The following is a 16,514-nucleotide window of genomic DNA, read 5'->3' as shown; positions in this document are numbered from 1 at the left end:
CATGATAAAAGATGAGGTGACTGACATGAAGGATAAAATATTAGAATTAGTACCAGGATCGGTAAAAAAATTACTACAGAAAAAAGTTAAAGATGGAAACCGATGCATCATTGATTTGGTTGTGGATGATGCAACTGCTTATGGATTTGAACCGGAGCAAGTAATCCCCTGTATCATGGCGGGTTATTATGTTTATGAATCTACCACCTATCCCAGTGAAATGGAGGAAGAATTGAAGCTAAACTTGGTTTTTCATGCGGCCAATCGCTCGGCAATGAAGCTTCTGTCTTATGGGAAGTATAAAGCGAAACAATCTGAAAGTGGATGGATGAGATATACAAATCCATAAGGTTTACTTAACATACCCTAACTAGCTTGGTGAGCATGAGGCAACGCCACATGCCCATCGACTTGAGATTTTGAAATACCCCAAAGTATTTTGGTGAAAAAAAGCAACATTTAAGTTCCTTATGACATTTTTCTAATATAAGTTGTAACATTGCCTAAACAACAACTACCTTGTGGATTGTTTACTTCACAACCACATCGATTTTCTCTTATGTTTTCGCGAATATGCTCTACTGGATTAGGAGTAAGTCCATTTTTCACATATTGTTTGATTTTTTCTTTTGTCCAATCAAAACAATAACAAATTGGTGTAGTTACTGAGTCATCTTTTTGATTTACAGCTACCTTTATGTCAGATACAAAGTATTTTTTATTATTCGTATCAAAATAGACTACATCACAATCTTCGTTTGAACAAAAATAGTGATTTTCTTTAGCATTTAATGTTTCTAATGCCGATGGTTTAAGCAATGATTTTAGTGTAATCAACTTTACATTCTTAGCTTTATTTTTACATGATGGACAATGACCATTATTTTCAATTTTTATTCCTTTAAGGTTACTACAACAATCTTCTATTATTCTCCCACCTTTACAATTTATTATTTTTATAAATATTCTTCTACTTTCTTTTCTGAATCTATTAAAGTTTCGATAATAAGATATTGCATCTGTCTCACCTCATATAAAGTATAAACCCTGTGCCATAGTACAGGGTCAAGGAAAGTATTATTTACTATATTATCGATTTACTTTCTTAAAATAAACTGTCATTATTCAATAAGTCTTTTTCAAAAGATATACTCCGATTGCGAAATTCTAAAACTACATTTAGGGCGATTAACCTTTATCACCTCGTAACTCTTTACTACAACGTTTTATAAAAAATGCTGTTATTAAAATAATAATTCCTATACTCAAAACAAGTAATTGATCGAGTGCAATCACATCACGAAAAATCCAACGAGAAACAAAACCGAAGCTAGACATGCACACACATATAAAACCAAAATAATTTAACCATCTATGTACATTTTTCATTCTTCCCCCTCCTTAAACTTGCATTTTATCATTCCATCCTGTTTTTAGGTGTGAGTGCTGGCTAGTCGTGTGGTGATACCCCTATATAGGGCTTTTTCTTTTTTCTCAATGACCAATATTATTAAAATTAAGATGGTTCAAGTCGGAGAAAGGCACCTTAGGGTGTTTTTTCTTTATTTTCAAAAGGACCTGCTCAATTATTGCGTAAAAAACATAAAGTAAATTGAATCCGTTAAAATACATGAGTGACCCCTTGTTTTCCCCTCTTATTAAAGGAGGAACTATTATGGGATTTGGTGGTAGTTGTAGTAGTTGTGGCGGCGGCTTTGCTTTACTAGTTGTATTGTTTATTTTATTGATCATTGTTGGAGCTTCTTGCTTCTGCTAAAAAACTATTGGAAAAGACACTCTTATATGGGTGTCTTTTCTTTGTAATAAAAAGCTCTTCATCACTTTCGGTCTTTAGTGTGACATACAAATAATCCTTCCGCTACACAAAGTTGCTCAACTAACTTTAATTCCTTAGATTCAAAACTTATATAATTAAAACACCCATCACCAATTAATACACCTATTCTTAAATCAGAAAATATTAATATAAGTTTATCAACTTCTCTACTTGGTAAAAACTTTAACACATCATCATTAAATTCAATTATGTTTTTGGTGTACTTGCTATATGTTAACGATTCTACATCATCTAAAACATATATATTCTCATCATATAAATATAACTTGCTTAAAGCTAACACACTTTTGTTCAAAATATTATATTTATTGGGTATCAATACATTATCTTCGAAATCAAAATACTTCTCACTCTTTACTACCGCTGGAAAAGTATCAACAACATAAAAATCGCCTACTTCTTTAAAATAATATTCGTCAAGCATCTTTTGAAACAATCCCTTAATTTCACTCATTATTTTCTAATACCCTTTCCTTCTCATTATTTTCAGCAGGTGATAAATCTTTCAAATCTTCTTTTTCTACTGTTTCAAAATACTAACAGTTTATCAACTGCTGCTTTAATGTATTTAAAACTTTCTTTCTCTCATCATAATCTTCCTCACCGGCTTCTTCCCAAAGTTCAAGATCAGCTCCGCGTTCGATTAATGTAATCGCATTGCTGCGAACCTCATCTTGAATACAACCTTTCTCCAGTTGTATTGCCGCAAGACCGATGAACACTAAAGACATCTCCTCTAAATCTTCATCAATATCGAACTCATCTAAATACTCTTCTAAAACGAGCTTAGTTGCTTCTTCTGCACTGTTTCCTTCATCTAAGTACTCAATAAACTGATCCTTCACATCACAAGTTGTATCATCATCAAATAATCCAGTTCCCCAAGCGCCCATATTCCACAGCCCCTTCTTTGTGCTTTTCTTTTCATTTATATTTCAATTTTAAATATAGTAGAAACTCATTACAAGGCTAGTTATATATACAATTATTATAGATAATATATACCTTTCACCACATGTATCATTCTGAATAATTAAAAACAACTATTGAAAATTCCATATAGACCCATTACTGGTTAAAATGTTATAATTAAACCACCCTACATAGTTACTCATGTTCAGGATGAGAAACTAACGTCTTATTAAGTAATGCGCATAACTTAAATAAACAAGACACTGTAAAGTGTCTTGTTTATTTCAGGCTGTGGAGAAAGCCTTCTCCACAGCCTATTTTTGTGTCTGAACCTCTTTTTATGTGTCAACACTGATAAAAAAGAGGAAAAGGAGAGATTTCTTATGATGGGTGCTTTAAAAAATCATCGCGACGAGCGTGTATCTGTTTCTGTAGAAGAATTGGTTCCACAAGATCATTTCCTTCGTGCGATTGAAGCGACAATTAGTTTTGATTTTATTGAGGAGAAGTTACGCCCTTATTATTGTGAAAACAATGGCCGTCCGTCAATCCATCCTATCGTTTTATTTAAGATGATGTTTATTGGATATTTTTATGGTATTCGTTCTGAGCGTCAATTGGAAAAGGAGATTAAAACGAACATTGCCTACCGTTGGTTTTTAGGGTTCTCTCTATCAGATACAATTCCAGATCATTCTACAATCAGTTGGAATCGCCGTACTCGTTTCGTTCATACAAATATTTTCGAAGAAATTTTTGATGAGATTGTGAGACAAGCGACGGAGCGCCGTATGGTAGGAGGACGTGCGTTGATGACAGATTCCACACACATTAAGGCCAATGCCAATAAAAATAAATTTGTACATAAATATAAAAAAGAAAAGGCAAAGTTCTATATAGATGAACTAGAAGCTGCGGTAATCGAAGATCGTGAGGCGCACGGAAAAAAGAATTAAAACCTAGAAAGGAAAGTGATACCCCTACTAAAAAAACTCGGATAAGTACAACGGATCCAGATAGTGGATTTTTAATGAGAGATGGAAAACCGAACGGTTTTCATTTTTTAGATCATCGTACGACTGATGCGAAGTACAATATTATTACAGATACCTATATAACGGCTGGAAATATGGCAGATTCCGAGCCGTATTTAGCACGTCTACAAGCTCAAGTTGATAAATTCGGGTTTGAAGTGGAAGCTGTAGCTCTTGATGCAGGCTATTTTACAGGATATATCTGTAAGAAGTTATCAGAAAGAAATATATTTATGGTGATGGGGTATCGCCGATTTGGAAAGAGAAATAAAGAAGTACCGAAAAGCCAATTTAAATATGTAGAAGAAATGAATGCATTTGCTTGTCCGATGGGATGTATTTTAGAATATGCGACAACGGATCGCGAAGGATATCGTCAATATAAATCGAATCCAGAAGACTGCGCTGTTTGTCCGCTACGTGAGGTATGCTTTTCAAAGAAACAAAAACAAAAAGTTATCACCCATCATATATGGGAGAAATATAAAGATATCGCTAGAAAAAACAAACTAACAGCTACAGGGAAAAAGTTGTATAAAGTACGATGTTCAACTATAGAGCGAAGCTTTGCGGATGCAAAAGAACTACATGGCTATCGATATGCTCGGTTTCGAGGGCTGAAATCTGTCCAAATGCAGGCTTACCTCACCGCCGCTTGTCAAAACATGAAAAAAATAGCCCTCCATCTAACCAAAAAGGGGTTGGTGGAGGGCTATTTTTCTAAATTCTACTATTTTTTGTTGTTTTCTTTCGCTAAAATCAAAAAAGATTCCAGAGTGTTGGGAACCCTAAAGGGTTTCCCAACACTCTGTCTGTATTAACTACAGTAGACTGTACTTTTTCATTTGTGATTTTGTATAACTCACTATAATAGGATTCCTTAGTTCTTTTGAGAAGATGCTCTCCAATCACGAAAAGATGTTGGAAACCCAGAATGCCCACGTTGCTTTGTAACAACTGGTTTCTCTTGAAGAGTAGTTGATTTCTCTTCAGGAATAGTTGGTTTTTCTTCAAGAATACTCAAAGCTGTTTGCATTTTCTCCAGCTGTTCTTTTAAAGCTTGCTGCTCAATCTTTAAATCCGTAAGTAAACGTAATATCATCTCAGAATTAGCCATAACGATCTCCTTTCCCCCAATGCACAGAATAAAATACCATATGTAATAAGCGGAATACTCGTGACAAAAATAAGTTCGTCAACTCTTTTAAAATACCGAGTACTTTTATTTTTTCAAAAGGACCTGCTCAAGTTTATCCGTAAAAACATAAAGTGATATAAATCCATTAATATATGGACTTTATGGAAGGAGGAGTTAATATGGGCTATGGTGGTAGTTGTGGAGGCTATGGTGGTAGTTGTGGTGGAGGCTGTGGTTTTGGCGGTGGATTCGCCTTACTTGTTGTGCTCTTTATCTTATTAATCATCGTTGGAGCTAGCTGTTGGGGCGGCGGATTCGGCTGCTAATAAGAGGCACTCTTGAGAGTGTCTTTTTTTTATTTCTCAATATCGGGCTAACATATATATGTTACTATCAAAAGGCGAGATTCCCTAAGCGTAATATAGTAGTTTACCAACTATGAAAGCCACTGTCACAAGAAAACAGTAGGCTTTTATTTTGTTATTTAACAAGATTAAAACATGAATTGCCATTTCCCCTCAATAACATTTTAAAATTGACATAGCACTTCATGCACCATATACTGTTAACAACAGTATACTGTCATTAACAGTATATATTCTAATTCATTCTAGGAGGTATATTCATGAAACATACAGGAAGACATACAGGTGCATTTCTTTTGTTATTTTTAGCAGAAGGTGATAACTATGGCGGACAGCTACTTCAGAAATGCGTGGAAGAACTTCCGGTCAATCCAATTGATAGTGCCATCCTTTACCGCACGCTGAAGAAATTAGAAAACGAAGGTGCTATTGAATCTTATGTAAGTACATCAGTTCCAGATAAGCCGAGAAAGATGTACAAAATTACTACGGCCGGAAAAGAACAATTAGCGGATTTTCAAATGGATATTGAGGAAAAAATGAAAAACTTATCATTTTTCTTAGACAAATATAAAGACTTAAAGGAATCTAATCATGATTAATGGCGCTATCCTTTACACTTTGGCCATTATTCTTACGGGGATTTCTTTTATGAAGGATCGGAATAAAACGAAATTTGCCCTATTAAAATCATGGAAAATATTTCAAAACCTTCTCCCTGCCATGCTCTCCATTATGCTTTTCGTTGGACTATCACTTTCTATCTTAACGCCGTCCTTCATCTCTTCCATCATTGGAGAACAGTCTGGATTTTTAGGTATTATTTATTCAGCACTACTCGGATCTGTGGCACTTATCCCAAGCTTTATCGTGTTCCCACTTGGTAATACGTTAGTACAGCACGGCGCAGGTCTTCCTCAAGTTGCGGCACTCATGTCTACACTAATGTCAGTAGGAATTACAACCTTGCCTATGGAACAAAAGATATTCGGACGAAGCTTTGCTTACGCTCGTAATGCATCTGCATTACTCATGTCACTCCTATTCTCATATATCATTTGGGTGGTGATGGTATGAATGAACTAAAAAGATATCGCTTCTTTTTCATTTTGCTGATTGGACTTATCATTCTAACTTTTATAAACCAATCTTTAGGATGGAGCGCATTACAATTAACGGGGAATAGCATTTTAGATATGTTGTTTCTACTCCCCCCTGTCCTAATATTTGTAGGGTTACTTGATCAGTGGGTGAAGAAAGAAACGCTAATGAAATACATGGGAGAAAAGTCCGGCATATATGGAATATTATTCTCCCTATTATTAGGCGGCATTGCAGCTGGTCCCCTCTATGTTGCCTTTCCGATTGCAGCACTACTATTAAAAAAAGGCGCCAGCATTAGGTACATCGTATTTTTCTTAGGCGTTTGGACAACTGCGAAATTACCGATTATGGTGTATGAATTTTCTTCATTCGGAGCTACCTTTACGCTCATTCACATTTGCTTCGGTCTGTTGTTCTTCTACGTAATGGGCATCGTTTTTGAGAAGTTTTATGATCAACGGCAGTTGTTGCAGTATGATATTACGAAAGAAATGTAAAAAGACATCTTTATCTTGTAAAGATGTCTTTTTAATATGAACCTTAATTTTCGTTCTGTAAAACCCTCGCTGCCTTTACTTCCTTTTTCTCTTCTTTTAAGAACAACGATACGATAAAAGCAATAATGATAAAGATTAACCCTAGTGTAAATGCACCTTGGAATCCAGATGTTAAACCATTTAACTTCTCTACTGGATCCATTGGATTTGCTGAGCTTTCCATATACTTAGTTGTTCCTGAAGACATTTTCGAAATAAAGATAGCTGTACCAATTGCGCCAGCTACTTGCTGTAACGTATTAAACAGTGCTGTTCCGTGCGGATATAAATCTGGTGTTAATTGATTTAAACCGTATGTTTGTGCTGTCATTACGAACATGAGTCCAACCATTAATACGCTATGCATGACAATAATTTGTACCATTGATGTGTCAGGAGTAATGCCTTTAAATAAGAACATTGCAATACCCACTAACACAATGCCGGGAACGATAACAACTTTCGGGCTAAATTTATCAAATAGTTTACCTGCGATTGGTCCCATTATGGCGCTAATAACACTTCCCGGAAGCATGATGATTCCTGATTTAAAAGCTGTAACGAGTAAAACTGTTTGTAGGAACATCGGTAATAAAGTCATCGTTGAAAATAACGACATCATCACAATGACGATCAATCCAACTGATATTGTAAACATCGGAACTTTAAATGCTCGTAATTCTAAAATTGGATTCTCAATTTTCAATTGTCGAACGACAAAAATACATAATGAGATAAGCCCAACAATTAAAGTGCCATACACTTTCGCATCAGACCATCCTAAATCACCCGATGCACTAAAGCTATACACAAGCCCTCCAAATCCTAATGTCGATAAAAGGATAGATGGATAATCCACTTTTGGCCTTGTTAACTCTGAAACATTCTGAATGTACTTCATCCCAATCATAATTGAAATGATCACGATAGGAATGACAATATAGAATAACCAGCGCCAATTTAATGAATCAACGATTACTCCAGATAATGTAGGACCAATTGCCGGAGCGGACATCATCACAAGTGCGATTAATCCCATCGTGGCACCGCGCTTTTCAGGTGGACAAATAAGTAAAATCGTATTCATTAATAACGGTGAAATTAACCCTGTCGCTACAGCTTGGACGATACGGCCGATTAATAAAACAGAAAATGTCGGTGCAAATCCCGCAATTAATGTACCGACTAAAAACGTTACCATAGCGATCAAAAACATTTGTCTCGTTGTGAGCCATTGCTGAAGTAACGCTGTAATCGGGACTAAAACCCCAACCACCAACATGTATGCTGTAGAAAGCCATTGGATTGTTGAAGCTGTTACGTCAAATTCTTTCATTAATACAGTTAACGCATTACCAAGTAACGTTTCGTTTAATAATGCAACCATTGTCCCTAAAAGTAATGCGATTAAAATCGGGGTATGTTTCATATTAGAAGTATCAACTTTGCCACTTGTAGGGCTCTTTGTTGTCATATTCATTTACAGATTCTCCTCCTGTTTCTTACTAAAAAAATTTAAATACACCGGAACACATGTAATATAATATACATATGTAGATTAAAAAGAGAGAATCAATTTTCAGCCATTGTATATTTAATCTACAAAAAAGGAGAATTGTAGATGAATGATAATGAAAAACAACTTGATTTACGTATTAGACGTACACATAAATTACTATGGGATTCCTTATTTGAATTAATGACGCAATCAAAACAGAAATATGGTACTATCACGATTAACCAAATATGTGACCGTGCGATGGTACACCGAACAACCTTTTATAAACACTTCGAAGATAAAGATGCTTTATTAGCATTTGGATTTAAACGATACAGCAAGATGATTGCGGGAATACCGGTTTCAGATCGATTAAGTAAACCATTTCAAGTAATGGAACAATTTCTACATCATGAAGAAATCGGTAAAATATTAGAAACGCAAATGTCTGATGAACAATTTATTAACCGGACACAGTATTTAAGTCATGAAACGAGAAAACAAGAAATAGAAGCGTTAAATCAACTGTGTAAAAATCATACGATGTCCAATGATTTAATCATTGAATTTTATTCAGGGGCAATCACCTCATTAAGTGCGTGGTGGTTTAAAAATGAAAGAAGCGTTTCTGCTGCTGAAATGGACCAATATCTTCACCAACTTATTAACCGGGATATTTTTCAGTTTGAAGAAGAATAGTGTTACAAATTTCCGCTCATGTAATCAAATTGACCACAAAATAGGAATATGATATATTTTCCGTAGAATACTATATAAGTGTGACATCGAATAAAATGGCATATAATAAAAAGAAGAGATGCGCTAACATCTCTTCCCTAACTGCTACCGTATAGGGTGGTAGTTATTATAAGTTATTTCTTTTTACGAAACCCACCCTTTTGCTTCCTACGGCGCGGAGTGGGTTTTTTGTTGTCCTTATCCAGAAGTTGCTTCCGCAAAAAATACGCTGAAACTTCACGTACAGTCGCTTTCACAAACTCTTTTACAAGATCGAACAAAAACTCCATATTATCACCTCCTTTCCTTCCAAATAGAAAGAAGGGATAACCACCCACCCTCACAATATGCAGTTAAATATATTTTACCAAACGATTGTAAAGATATTATGTAAACAAAACAAATGAAATTTTACATAGAAAAAAAAACCTTCTAAACTAGGCTTTTATATAAACACTATTATTTACCAATCTTCTTCAAATCCGCACTTTCAATGATTGAACGAGAATATCCATCTTTCCCAACTCACACCATAGCTCTTCCCAACTGCTCAGAAGTTATCACACTGCCGAATCGCTTCAACAGAGGATTAAAGGGCTTCATCACATCATACATTAATTGGTACAGTTTCGTTTTTGATTTCACACCATTTGCCGGAATGATTAATCCTAGTCTAAACATATACGCAGATTTGAAAGGTAAACGTAATAACTCATTTTCCGTTCTCGCCCATATCGTACGTCCTGATTCTGTACTATCTGTGCCGCTACCGGATACGTAAATGAATGTCATGTCTGGATTTAACTTCGCTAATGTTTTTGCGGTAGATAACGTTAAGTCGTACGTAACTATAGAATAAAACGTCGATAAATTTTTGTTCCAAATATTCAGAATTAATATTAAAATAAACAATGGGGATAGGGGTATGGAATCATAAATTATACATAACGAGGGAATAGAAATGAAAATTCAATTAAAAGCTGATTTAATGCTACTACTAGTTACATTTTTTTGGGGTGCATCCATCCTACTTACAAAGCTTGGACTTGATGGCATAGAAGAATATAATTTAATCGCATTACGATTTATTATTGCCTTTCTTTTATCAGGTTTAATATTTTACAAACATTTATTCAAAGTCGATTTAAAAACTGTAAAATATGCCTTTATACTAGCTTCTGTTTTATTTATCGTTTACATTTTTGCGACATTCGGTACAAAGTATACAAGTGTATCTAATGCCGGTTTCTTACTATGTCTCACAGTCATTTTCATTCCAATATTATCAGCTATATTTTTAAAACACATTCCTGAAAAGAAAGTTATATTAGGAATCATTTTAACGATAATAGGAATCGGATTACTAACATTAACTAGTGAATTCAAGATCGGTAACGGTGATATATTTTGCATACTGTCCGCCTTATTTTATGCGATTCACGTCATCATTACTGGAAGCGTAACGAAACATGTAAATTCAATTGCACTTGGGGTCATACAACTCGGTTTCGTCGGCCTATTTAGTCTTATTTTTTCATTAGTGATGGAAACCCCAAAACTTCCCAGCACGATCGACTCATGGCTAATCATATTAGCCTTAAGCATATTTTGTACCGCAGTCGCTTTCATCGTGCAAGTTATCGCCCAGCAATACACGACGCCTACACATACAGGCCTTATCTTTTCATTAGAACCTGTCTTTTCGGCAGGATTTGCCTTCGTTTTCACAGGCGAAACGCTCACAGGAAAAGGGTATTTAGGGGCGACGCTTATATTGTTAAGTGTGTTGATTGCTGAGATGGATTTTAAGAGTTTGTTGAGGCCTAATTATAAGAAGAATATAGAATAGGTAACTACACACATCTGCGGTTCATTAGAAAAAACAAATACCCGACTATTATTTCATATAATAGTCGGGTATTTAGATTTTCAACCTATTATTTTACATAGACTAGATGAATGGCATGTAACAGTTACACGTTATTATGCAGAAACTAGCACTTTCTCTTTACGCAAAATTCCCATTAGCCCGCCAATCAACAGGAGAATAGCCGGTAAAATATAAAAGAAAGAAATACAAATTAATCCACCAACTGCAGCGATTGTCATCATCGCACCGCCAAGCTTGGCTCTATTCTTCACTACAACAGATCCACAAATTCCTAATATAGAGAGAAGAACACTTCCCCATCCTAAACCGATAAGTGTATTCGCTCCATCCGCATCCAAAGCAGAACCAAGCCCACCAATAAATAACGCAATAAATGCGCATAAAATACCGAAAATACCACCAATAAGTCCTAATACAAATTCTGTTGTACGTTTCATTTTCAATACCCGCTCCTTACTTCATTCCTATTTGTGTTTTACCTACAGCAAATTTCCGGCGACATTATCCCATATACTTGCTCCAAAGTCTCCGTTACTATTTTTATCCAACTAGCGACAATCAGTTTCATACTCCAAACGCCACAACCGTATACTCGTATGTATCCCCGCCTTTCCCTGTTACAGAATCACCTGTCTTACTATGACAGACTACTAAACTGAATACCACAGCACTCCCTCAAACAAGTGTCCTTAACTTTTTTATATTCAACTACCTTCCATTACATATAAAGTAAGATTCCCAAGCACATCTTAACAAAATTACGACTCAAATTTTGTCGCATTATGTCACACAAGAAATAAAAAAGAAGCAACACTAAACATTGCTCCCTTTTAATGGGATAAACGCTTCTCCCACTCTTTCACCTTTTCAATTGTTACATCTAATTTCTTAGCTACTTCCTCTATATTCATTCCCTTAAAGAGCATTCCAGCTGCAGAAAGAGCTTTATCTATTTCTTCTTGCTTCTCTTGCTCATATAAAGTGAAACTTTAATCAGTGGGGGTTTTGTTCATCCCCCACTGATTATTAGTTAAACCAATCGGGCGTTTACGGGCAGTTGATCTCCCACCTAACTCCTTTGCTCCAGCCGAATTTTGAGGTGGGAGTTTTACTGCCCACAAATAGCGGGATAAACGACCTACTTTTGTCAACCGTAACCACTCCTTTACCTTTTTATATGCCTTCTTCTATTTTATCATCCAATCTCCACAAACCTTCCAAACTCCTTCAAAAATCTCAGCTTAAAACTGCCCACAGGCCCATTACGATGCTTCGCCACATGGATCTCCGTCATCTCTTTCTGCATCGTTTCCTTATCATAATAATCTTCACGATACATAAGCATAATGACATCCGCATCTTGCTCAATTTGTCCCGTCTCTCTTAAATCTGATAAAAGAGGACGCTTATCTTGCCGTGACTCTACGGAACGAGACAATTGCGACAACGCTATTATACAAACATTTAAATCACGCGCTAATAACTTAAGCTTACGAGAAATCTCACTAATCTCCTGAAATCGATTGCCCTTATGCTTTGGATCGCCCGTAATAAGCTGCAAATAATCCACAATGACTAAAAGCTTTTTATCACTGTGCTTCCGCTTTAACTTACGAGTCTGCATCCAAATATCTTGCATTGTAACACCTGCTTTATCATAAATCTCAAGTGGCAACTCACCAATCTCCGCAAACACCTTACTCACCTTTTCCCAGTCCTCTATCGTAAAACGATGCTTCGGATTTTTCAGCCTACCTCCTGACACTTCGCCCGCGCAAGACGCCATCCTTTTTAACAGTTGCTTACTACTCATCTCTAATGAAAACAGCCCAACTGCCGCTCCAGACTTCGCCGCATGTAGCCCAACATTTAACGCAAACGCAGTCTTCCCCATAGAAGGACGCGCTCCAAGAACGACAAAATCACCTTCCTGCAATCCGCACGTCATCTTATTTAACGATATATAACCAGTCTCAATACCAGTATTCTCTTTCGTATCTTGATGAAGCTCTTCATACAAACCAACTAAAGCATCCTTCAAATCAAACTCACATACATAGTCCTTTTCCTCTAACTCACAAAGTTCCGTAATCGTCTCACCAATAATTTTTTCATTCTTCTCCGCAATAAGACGCTCTCCCATCTTGCGCCCAAGAACACCAGCCTGATACATTTTCCAAGCACCTCGAACAAGCCCCTCATAATAAGAGAAGTTGGCAATTGTAGGTACACCATCCATTAACCCTATAAAATACTCCATTCCCCCGATCCCCTCTAAAAACTTCGGATCTACCCTAGAAATGAACGTCACAAGATCAATCGGTTGCCCCTCTTCTTCCATTTTTCGCATTAACTGAAATATAGACTTGTGCACCGACAGAGAAAAATACTGCTCCGTCAAACGGCACTCCTTAATAAGCTCTCCATCAAGTAATAGAGAACCTAACACCGTCTTTTCCGCCTCCACATTTTGAATACTCATGGACGCTACCCGCGCTCCGCTAAAAAGCGCTGCAACTCTTCCTCTGACGGCGCATTCTTCTCCCACTCCTCACACCTCGCCAAAAACTCCTCCGTCTCCCCCGTACTAACAGACGACTCCTTCTTCCTAAAGCTCGCCGTATCCGCCTCAACCTCAGAAACTTTCGTAAAACCTTTCCTATGCCAATCTCTCAAAATGCCCTTCACATCAGCAACCGTCCGCTTATTATTCTCAAACGCAATTTGAAGAGCCTTCAGCACAAGCTCCTCTGACAAATCTTCCATCCACGCACTCAGTTCCTCTACCGTATGCGGAGACAAACTACCGAAATGCTGTTCATAAAAAGAAAACACGCGATTTCCCGTCTCTTCCTCTATAACATCTTCTTCCTCTGTCTCCTCGCAAACTGGATCAACATCATCCACAGCCAAATCACTCGGCATACCGAAATGCGCTAAAAGCATCGGAACATTCAGCTCCTCCTCCACGCACTTCTGAAGAAACATATGTACAAACTCCTTATTCTTCACACCCTTAAGCTCACGAAGCACACACTTCTCCACATTCGTATTCGTCACCGGATTATAACGAAGCCAATTTAAAATAAATAACTCCCTCGTCTCCGCATCATAAAGAATCTTTCCATAATCAATGAAGCGCTGCACTAACTTATCAACAGTCCCCCTGTTATAACCCGTTTCCATCTCAGCTAACCGCTTCGGAAACGGAAAAATCCCACACTGCGTCGTCTTCGAACAGGTCAACAAATACACATAAAAATACCGCTCCTCCGGCGTCAAATCCAAAACAAAATCATCCTGCCAAAAATTCACCTGCACAGTACGATACACCGCCATCCGAATTCCTCCCGTCTTCATTCAAAAGTAAAAATTTCTTCTTTGTACTATATATAGGAAGGAAGGTCGGGTTTTTGGCGTGTTATTTCAAAAAATTTTTTACGACTACTACGGTCTTTGTTGTTGTTTTTGTTTTGTTGTGTTTTTTCTTAGTGATTTATTACTTGGTAGGGGCTTGTAAGGGGCTCATGAGGGGCTAGTTATCGGTTAGTTTGATTAGGAACGTTCTGTTTTGGAAGGTGCCTCGTTCTTCTTTTTAGTATCTTAAAAGTATTCACTCTCTTAATAATACCTGCAACAATAAATTTATAAGTTAAGTAATCGTACAAATTACCTATTGAATATCCATTAATAAAACCCTAAAACAAGTAGGTGGTTTATTTTGAAATTTAAAAACATCCCTTTAAAACACATTAAACTAGAAGATGAATTCCGAAAGAATTTAGAAGATTTTAGTCTTGCTACAAGCATTAAACAAAATGGATTAATAGAACCACTTATTGTAGAAGAAAAAAATTCTAATTGTTTTATATTAGTCGAGGGTTATCGTCGTTTTGGGCTTTAAAACATTTAAATGTTCCATTCGTAACATGCAAAGTGGAAAAACTCACCTCAAAAGACTCTAGGGTTCTAAAACGTCTCCGTGTTTAATTAAAATCCAAGAAAAAAACAGGCTATGAGCTGGAACGAATGATTAGTTTTTTACTTGATTATGGTTACACAGAAGAAGATATAGCTAAGCAATGTAACATACAAAAAAGGACTGTAAAAAAATACATTAATGGCAAAGATGTTAACACTCACTGGAAAATTAGAGCTGAACAATCTGGAGCTGGAAGACATGGATTAACTGAGATTCACCATTTAACAAATATACATCCTGAAAATAAAGAATACGTAGCAGAGATTTATATTAAACGTAGCATAAATGCTAACAATGTAGAAAGTATAAAAAAACTTACCACGTTAGATGAATTTAATAAATCCTCAAAGGATTTACAAAGAGATTGCATTAACGATATGATCAACGATGAAAATTTAAATAACAAAAGACTTAAAGATATTGTTTTTACAAGATTATTAAAACAACAATACACCCTCTCAGTACATCAGTATGTATTTCATAAGGTTCTTTATCTATTCGATAAATTAATAGATATTTGCTGTCAGAACTTTGTTAATCACCTTACTCCCATACAAAAGAAAGATTTACAAAGAAAAATAAAAATAATTTCTAATAAAATTGGATTACCCGCCCCGCCTCAAAAAATATTTTCCACTTCTATTAAAAAGCATCAAGAACATACAATATTAGTTAACATCCGTAAACCACTTTTCATTTGGGGCTGATGATTCGAATTGACGTTCTAATCGATGAGGAGCTACGACTGGTTCAGCACCATGAATATATTTCTTTTTCTTACGACGCACTTTTGAGAGTATATGATATTATTTCATGATCCGTAATACTTTTTTATGCTTAATACACAGCCACATTTTTCCAAGGGTGGCGGTCACTCTCCGATACCCATACCGTAATTTATGCCTTAGACAGACCTTCTTTACTTTCTAGTCTTTAGGGCGTTCTGTTACCTGTAACCAACGATCAAATGTTGAACGTGGTAATTCTAATACTTTACACAATTCTTGTACGGTTAATTTTATTTTTAATTCATTCCATAGAGTAATAACAGTATGTGGTTTCAGCTCCTTTCGATTTCCAGATACTTTCCCCATACAAGTAATTTTGTTTTAAATGCTTATTTTCTAATCTTAGCTTTTCCAATTCACTTAGCTCTTTTGGCCCTTTTCCATAAGAATACTGTTTTCCTACAGGTTGTTGAAAACGATACGTTTGACCTATACGATACCATTTCATCCATGTCTTAATCTGGGAAACATTTTTAATTCCGAGAGTCTCCCTAATAATACAATTTGAATAACCATCCTTTTTCCTCTCAATTACTTTCCACTTTGTTTCTTCTGGGTAATGAACTCTTGTCTTCAAACGAAAAACACCTCCAAAAGAACTTCTTTAACACTACAGCATATAAAAAAAGATCCACACCACTGAAACGAGCCTATAAAAACCAACAAAAAA

21 protein-coding genes and 2 pseudogenes are annotated in these 16,514 nt (G+C 36.1%); 10 read left to right on the top strand and 13 right to left on the bottom strand.

Translation table 11 applies throughout. The features are described from left to right. The first annotated feature begins 25 nt into the window (after nt 1-25). Nucleotides 26-349: a hypothetical protein gene (locus JFU23_RS20475; RefSeq protein WP_002064068.1), complete on the top strand. Its 324-nt coding sequence runs from the start codon at nt 26-28 to the stop codon at nt 347-349. Between the two features lie 119 nt (nt 350-468). On the opposite strand, the gene JFU23_RS20470 is transcribed toward JFU23_RS20475, so the two are convergent. Both JFU23_RS20470 and JFU23_RS20465 read right to left on the bottom strand, forming a co-directional pair. Continuing rightward, the gene (locus JFU23_RS20470) at nt 469-927 is read right to left on the bottom strand and encodes a putative iron-sulfur cluster-binding metallochaperone (RefSeq protein WP_201033301.1); all 459 of its coding nucleotides are present in this window, start codon (nt 925-927) and stop codon (nt 469-471) included. A 261-nt stretch (nt 928-1,188) separates the two neighbouring features. Next, entirely contained in the window at nt 1,189-1,389 is a 201-nt protein-coding gene (locus tag JFU23_RS20465) for a hypothetical protein (protein ID WP_098635074.1), read from the bottom strand. 286 nt (nt 1,390-1,675) lie between these two features. Here JFU23_RS20465 and JFU23_RS20460 point away from each other — a divergent pair, with 286 nt between their 5' ends. Then, entirely contained in the window at nt 1,676-1,777 is a 102-nt protein-coding gene (locus JFU23_RS20460) for a YjcZ family sporulation protein (RefSeq protein WP_000505688.1), read from the top strand. 61 nt (nt 1,778-1,838) lie between these two features. Here JFU23_RS20460 and JFU23_RS20455 read toward each other — a convergent pair whose 3' ends face one another. Both JFU23_RS20455 and JFU23_RS20450 read right to left on the bottom strand, forming a co-directional pair. Next, entirely contained in the window at nt 1,839-2,312 is a 474-nt protein-coding gene (locus JFU23_RS20455) for a hypothetical protein (protein ID WP_002011002.1), read from the bottom strand. Nucleotides 2,313-2,394: 82 nt separating this feature from the next. Next, nucleotides 2,395-2,751 carry a MarR family transcriptional regulator gene (locus JFU23_RS20450; protein WP_201032579.1) on the bottom strand — a complete coding sequence of 119 codons (357 nt, stop codon included), beginning with the start codon at nt 2,749-2,751 and terminating at the stop codon, nt 2,395-2,397. 402 nt (nt 2,752-3,153) lie between these two features. Between JFU23_RS20450 and JFU23_RS20445 the strand changes: the two genes are divergently transcribed. Further along, nucleotides 3,154-4,625, top strand: a protein-coding gene (locus JFU23_RS20445; RefSeq protein WP_374191756.1) for an IS1182 family transposase whose coding sequence is annotated in 2 segments (ribosomal slippage) — nt 3,154-3,715 and nt 3,715-4,625 — 1,473 coding nt in all. Because the reading frame shifts where the segments join, the coding sequence is not laid out codon by codon here. A 59-nt stretch (nt 4,626-4,684) separates the two neighbouring features. Here JFU23_RS20445 and JFU23_RS20440 read toward each other — a convergent pair. Continuing rightward, complete coding sequence (locus JFU23_RS20440; protein ID WP_002140614.1) at nt 4,685-4,921, bottom strand: hypothetical protein; 237 nt, start codon at nt 4,919-4,921, stop codon at nt 4,685-4,687. Nucleotides 4,922-5,121: 200 nt separating this feature from the next. Here JFU23_RS20440 and JFU23_RS20435 point away from each other — a divergent pair, with 200 nt between their 5' ends. From JFU23_RS20435 to JFU23_RS20420, 4 genes are all read left to right on the top strand, one after another. Next, complete coding sequence (locus JFU23_RS20435) at nt 5,122-5,268, top strand: YjcZ family sporulation protein (protein WP_000540380.1); 147 nt, start codon at nt 5,122-5,124, stop codon at nt 5,266-5,268. Nucleotides 5,269-5,567: 299 nt separating this feature from the next. Continuing rightward, nucleotides 5,568-5,909, top strand: a complete 342-nt coding sequence (locus tag JFU23_RS20430; protein ID WP_201032578.1) for a PadR family transcriptional regulator — start codon at nt 5,568-5,570, stop codon at nt 5,907-5,909. Then, nucleotides 5,902-6,384, top strand: coding sequence for a hypothetical protein (locus tag JFU23_RS20425; RefSeq protein WP_050000899.1), 483 nt, complete (start codon nt 5,902-5,904; stop codon nt 6,382-6,384). Before JFU23_RS20430 ends, JFU23_RS20425 begins: the two co-directional genes overlap by 8 nt. After that, a complete protein-coding gene (locus tag JFU23_RS20420) occupies nt 6,381-6,908 on the top strand; it encodes a permease (protein WP_061689512.1) in 528 nt (175 codons plus the stop codon). Before JFU23_RS20425 ends, JFU23_RS20420 begins: the two co-directional genes overlap by 4 nt. 43 nt (nt 6,909-6,951) lie before the next feature. On the opposite strand, the gene JFU23_RS20415 is transcribed toward JFU23_RS20420, so the two are convergent. Beyond that, nucleotides 6,952-8,427: an MDR family MFS transporter gene (locus tag JFU23_RS20415; RefSeq protein ID WP_201032577.1), complete on the bottom strand. Its 1,476-nt coding sequence runs from the start codon at nt 8,425-8,427 to the stop codon at nt 6,952-6,954. A gap of 141 nt (nt 8,428-8,568) precedes the next feature. Here JFU23_RS20415 and JFU23_RS20410 point away from each other — a divergent pair, with 141 nt between their 5' ends. Next, nucleotides 8,569-9,144 (top strand): TetR/AcrR family transcriptional regulator, encoded by a 576-nt coding sequence (locus tag JFU23_RS20410; protein WP_201032576.1) that lies wholly within the window; start codon nt 8,569-8,571, stop codon nt 9,142-9,144. 173 nt (nt 9,145-9,317) lie between these two features. Here the strand turns inward: JFU23_RS20410 and JFU23_RS20405 are convergent, their stop codons facing one another. After that, entirely contained in the window at nt 9,318-9,473 is a 156-nt protein-coding gene (locus tag JFU23_RS20405) for a hypothetical protein (protein WP_016128825.1), read from the bottom strand. Between the two features lie 235 nt (nt 9,474-9,708). Beyond that, nucleotides 9,709-10,095 carry a hypothetical protein gene (locus tag JFU23_RS20400; RefSeq protein WP_242483529.1) on the bottom strand — a complete coding sequence of 129 codons (387 nt, stop codon included), beginning with the start codon at nt 10,093-10,095 and terminating at the stop codon, nt 9,709-9,711. Between the two features lie 49 nt (nt 10,096-10,144). On the opposite strand from JFU23_RS20400, the gene JFU23_RS20395 reads away from it, so the two are divergent. Beyond that, the gene (locus JFU23_RS20395; protein WP_201032575.1) at nt 10,145-11,032 is read left to right on the top strand and encodes a DMT family transporter; all 888 of its coding nucleotides are present in this window, start codon (nt 10,145-10,147) and stop codon (nt 11,030-11,032) included. Between the two features lie 134 nt (nt 11,033-11,166). On the opposite strand, the gene JFU23_RS20390 is transcribed toward JFU23_RS20395, so the two are convergent. The 4 genes from JFU23_RS20390 to JFU23_RS20375 form a co-directional block, all read right to left on the bottom strand. After that, complete coding sequence (locus JFU23_RS20390; protein WP_088292405.1) at nt 11,167-11,511, bottom strand: DUF4064 domain-containing protein; 345 nt, start codon at nt 11,509-11,511, stop codon at nt 11,167-11,169. A gap of 552 nt (nt 11,512-12,063) precedes the next feature. Beyond that, a complete protein-coding gene (locus JFU23_RS20385) occupies nt 12,064-12,225 on the bottom strand; it encodes a hypothetical protein (RefSeq protein WP_201032574.1) in 162 nt (53 codons plus the stop codon). 44 nt (nt 12,226-12,269) lie between these two features. Further along, entirely contained in the window at nt 12,270-13,556 is a 1,287-nt protein-coding gene (dnaB, locus tag JFU23_RS20380) for a replicative DNA helicase (RefSeq protein ID WP_201033300.1), read from the bottom strand. A gap of 5 nt (nt 13,557-13,561) precedes the next feature. Continuing rightward, a complete protein-coding gene (locus tag JFU23_RS20375) occupies nt 13,562-14,413 on the bottom strand; it encodes a DnaD domain-containing protein (protein WP_201032573.1) in 852 nt (283 codons plus the stop codon). Nucleotides 14,414-14,795: 382 nt separating this feature from the next. Here JFU23_RS20375 and JFU23_RS20370 point away from each other — a divergent pair. Beyond that, nucleotides 14,796-15,763: pseudogene (locus JFU23_RS20370) on the top strand (ParB/RepB/Spo0J family partition protein). On the opposite strand, the pseudogene JFU23_RS20365 reads toward JFU23_RS20370, so the two are convergent. Next, nucleotides 15,731-16,421 (bottom strand): annotated as a pseudogene (locus JFU23_RS20365) (IS3 family transposase); the annotation flags it as partial. The pseudogenes JFU23_RS20370 and JFU23_RS20365 sit on opposite strands and share 33 nt — an antisense overlap. Between the last annotated feature and the right edge of the window lie 93 nt (nt 16,422-16,514).

Origin of the sequence: Bacillus sp. TH50, from assembly GCF_016650565.1 — a bacterium.
Taxonomy (GTDB): Bacteria; Bacillota; Bacilli; order Bacillales; family Bacillaceae_G; genus Bacillus_A; species Bacillus_A mycoides.
The sequence above is the reverse complement of the archived record's forward strand: the minus strand, read 5'-3'. Positions and strand labels throughout refer to the sequence as shown.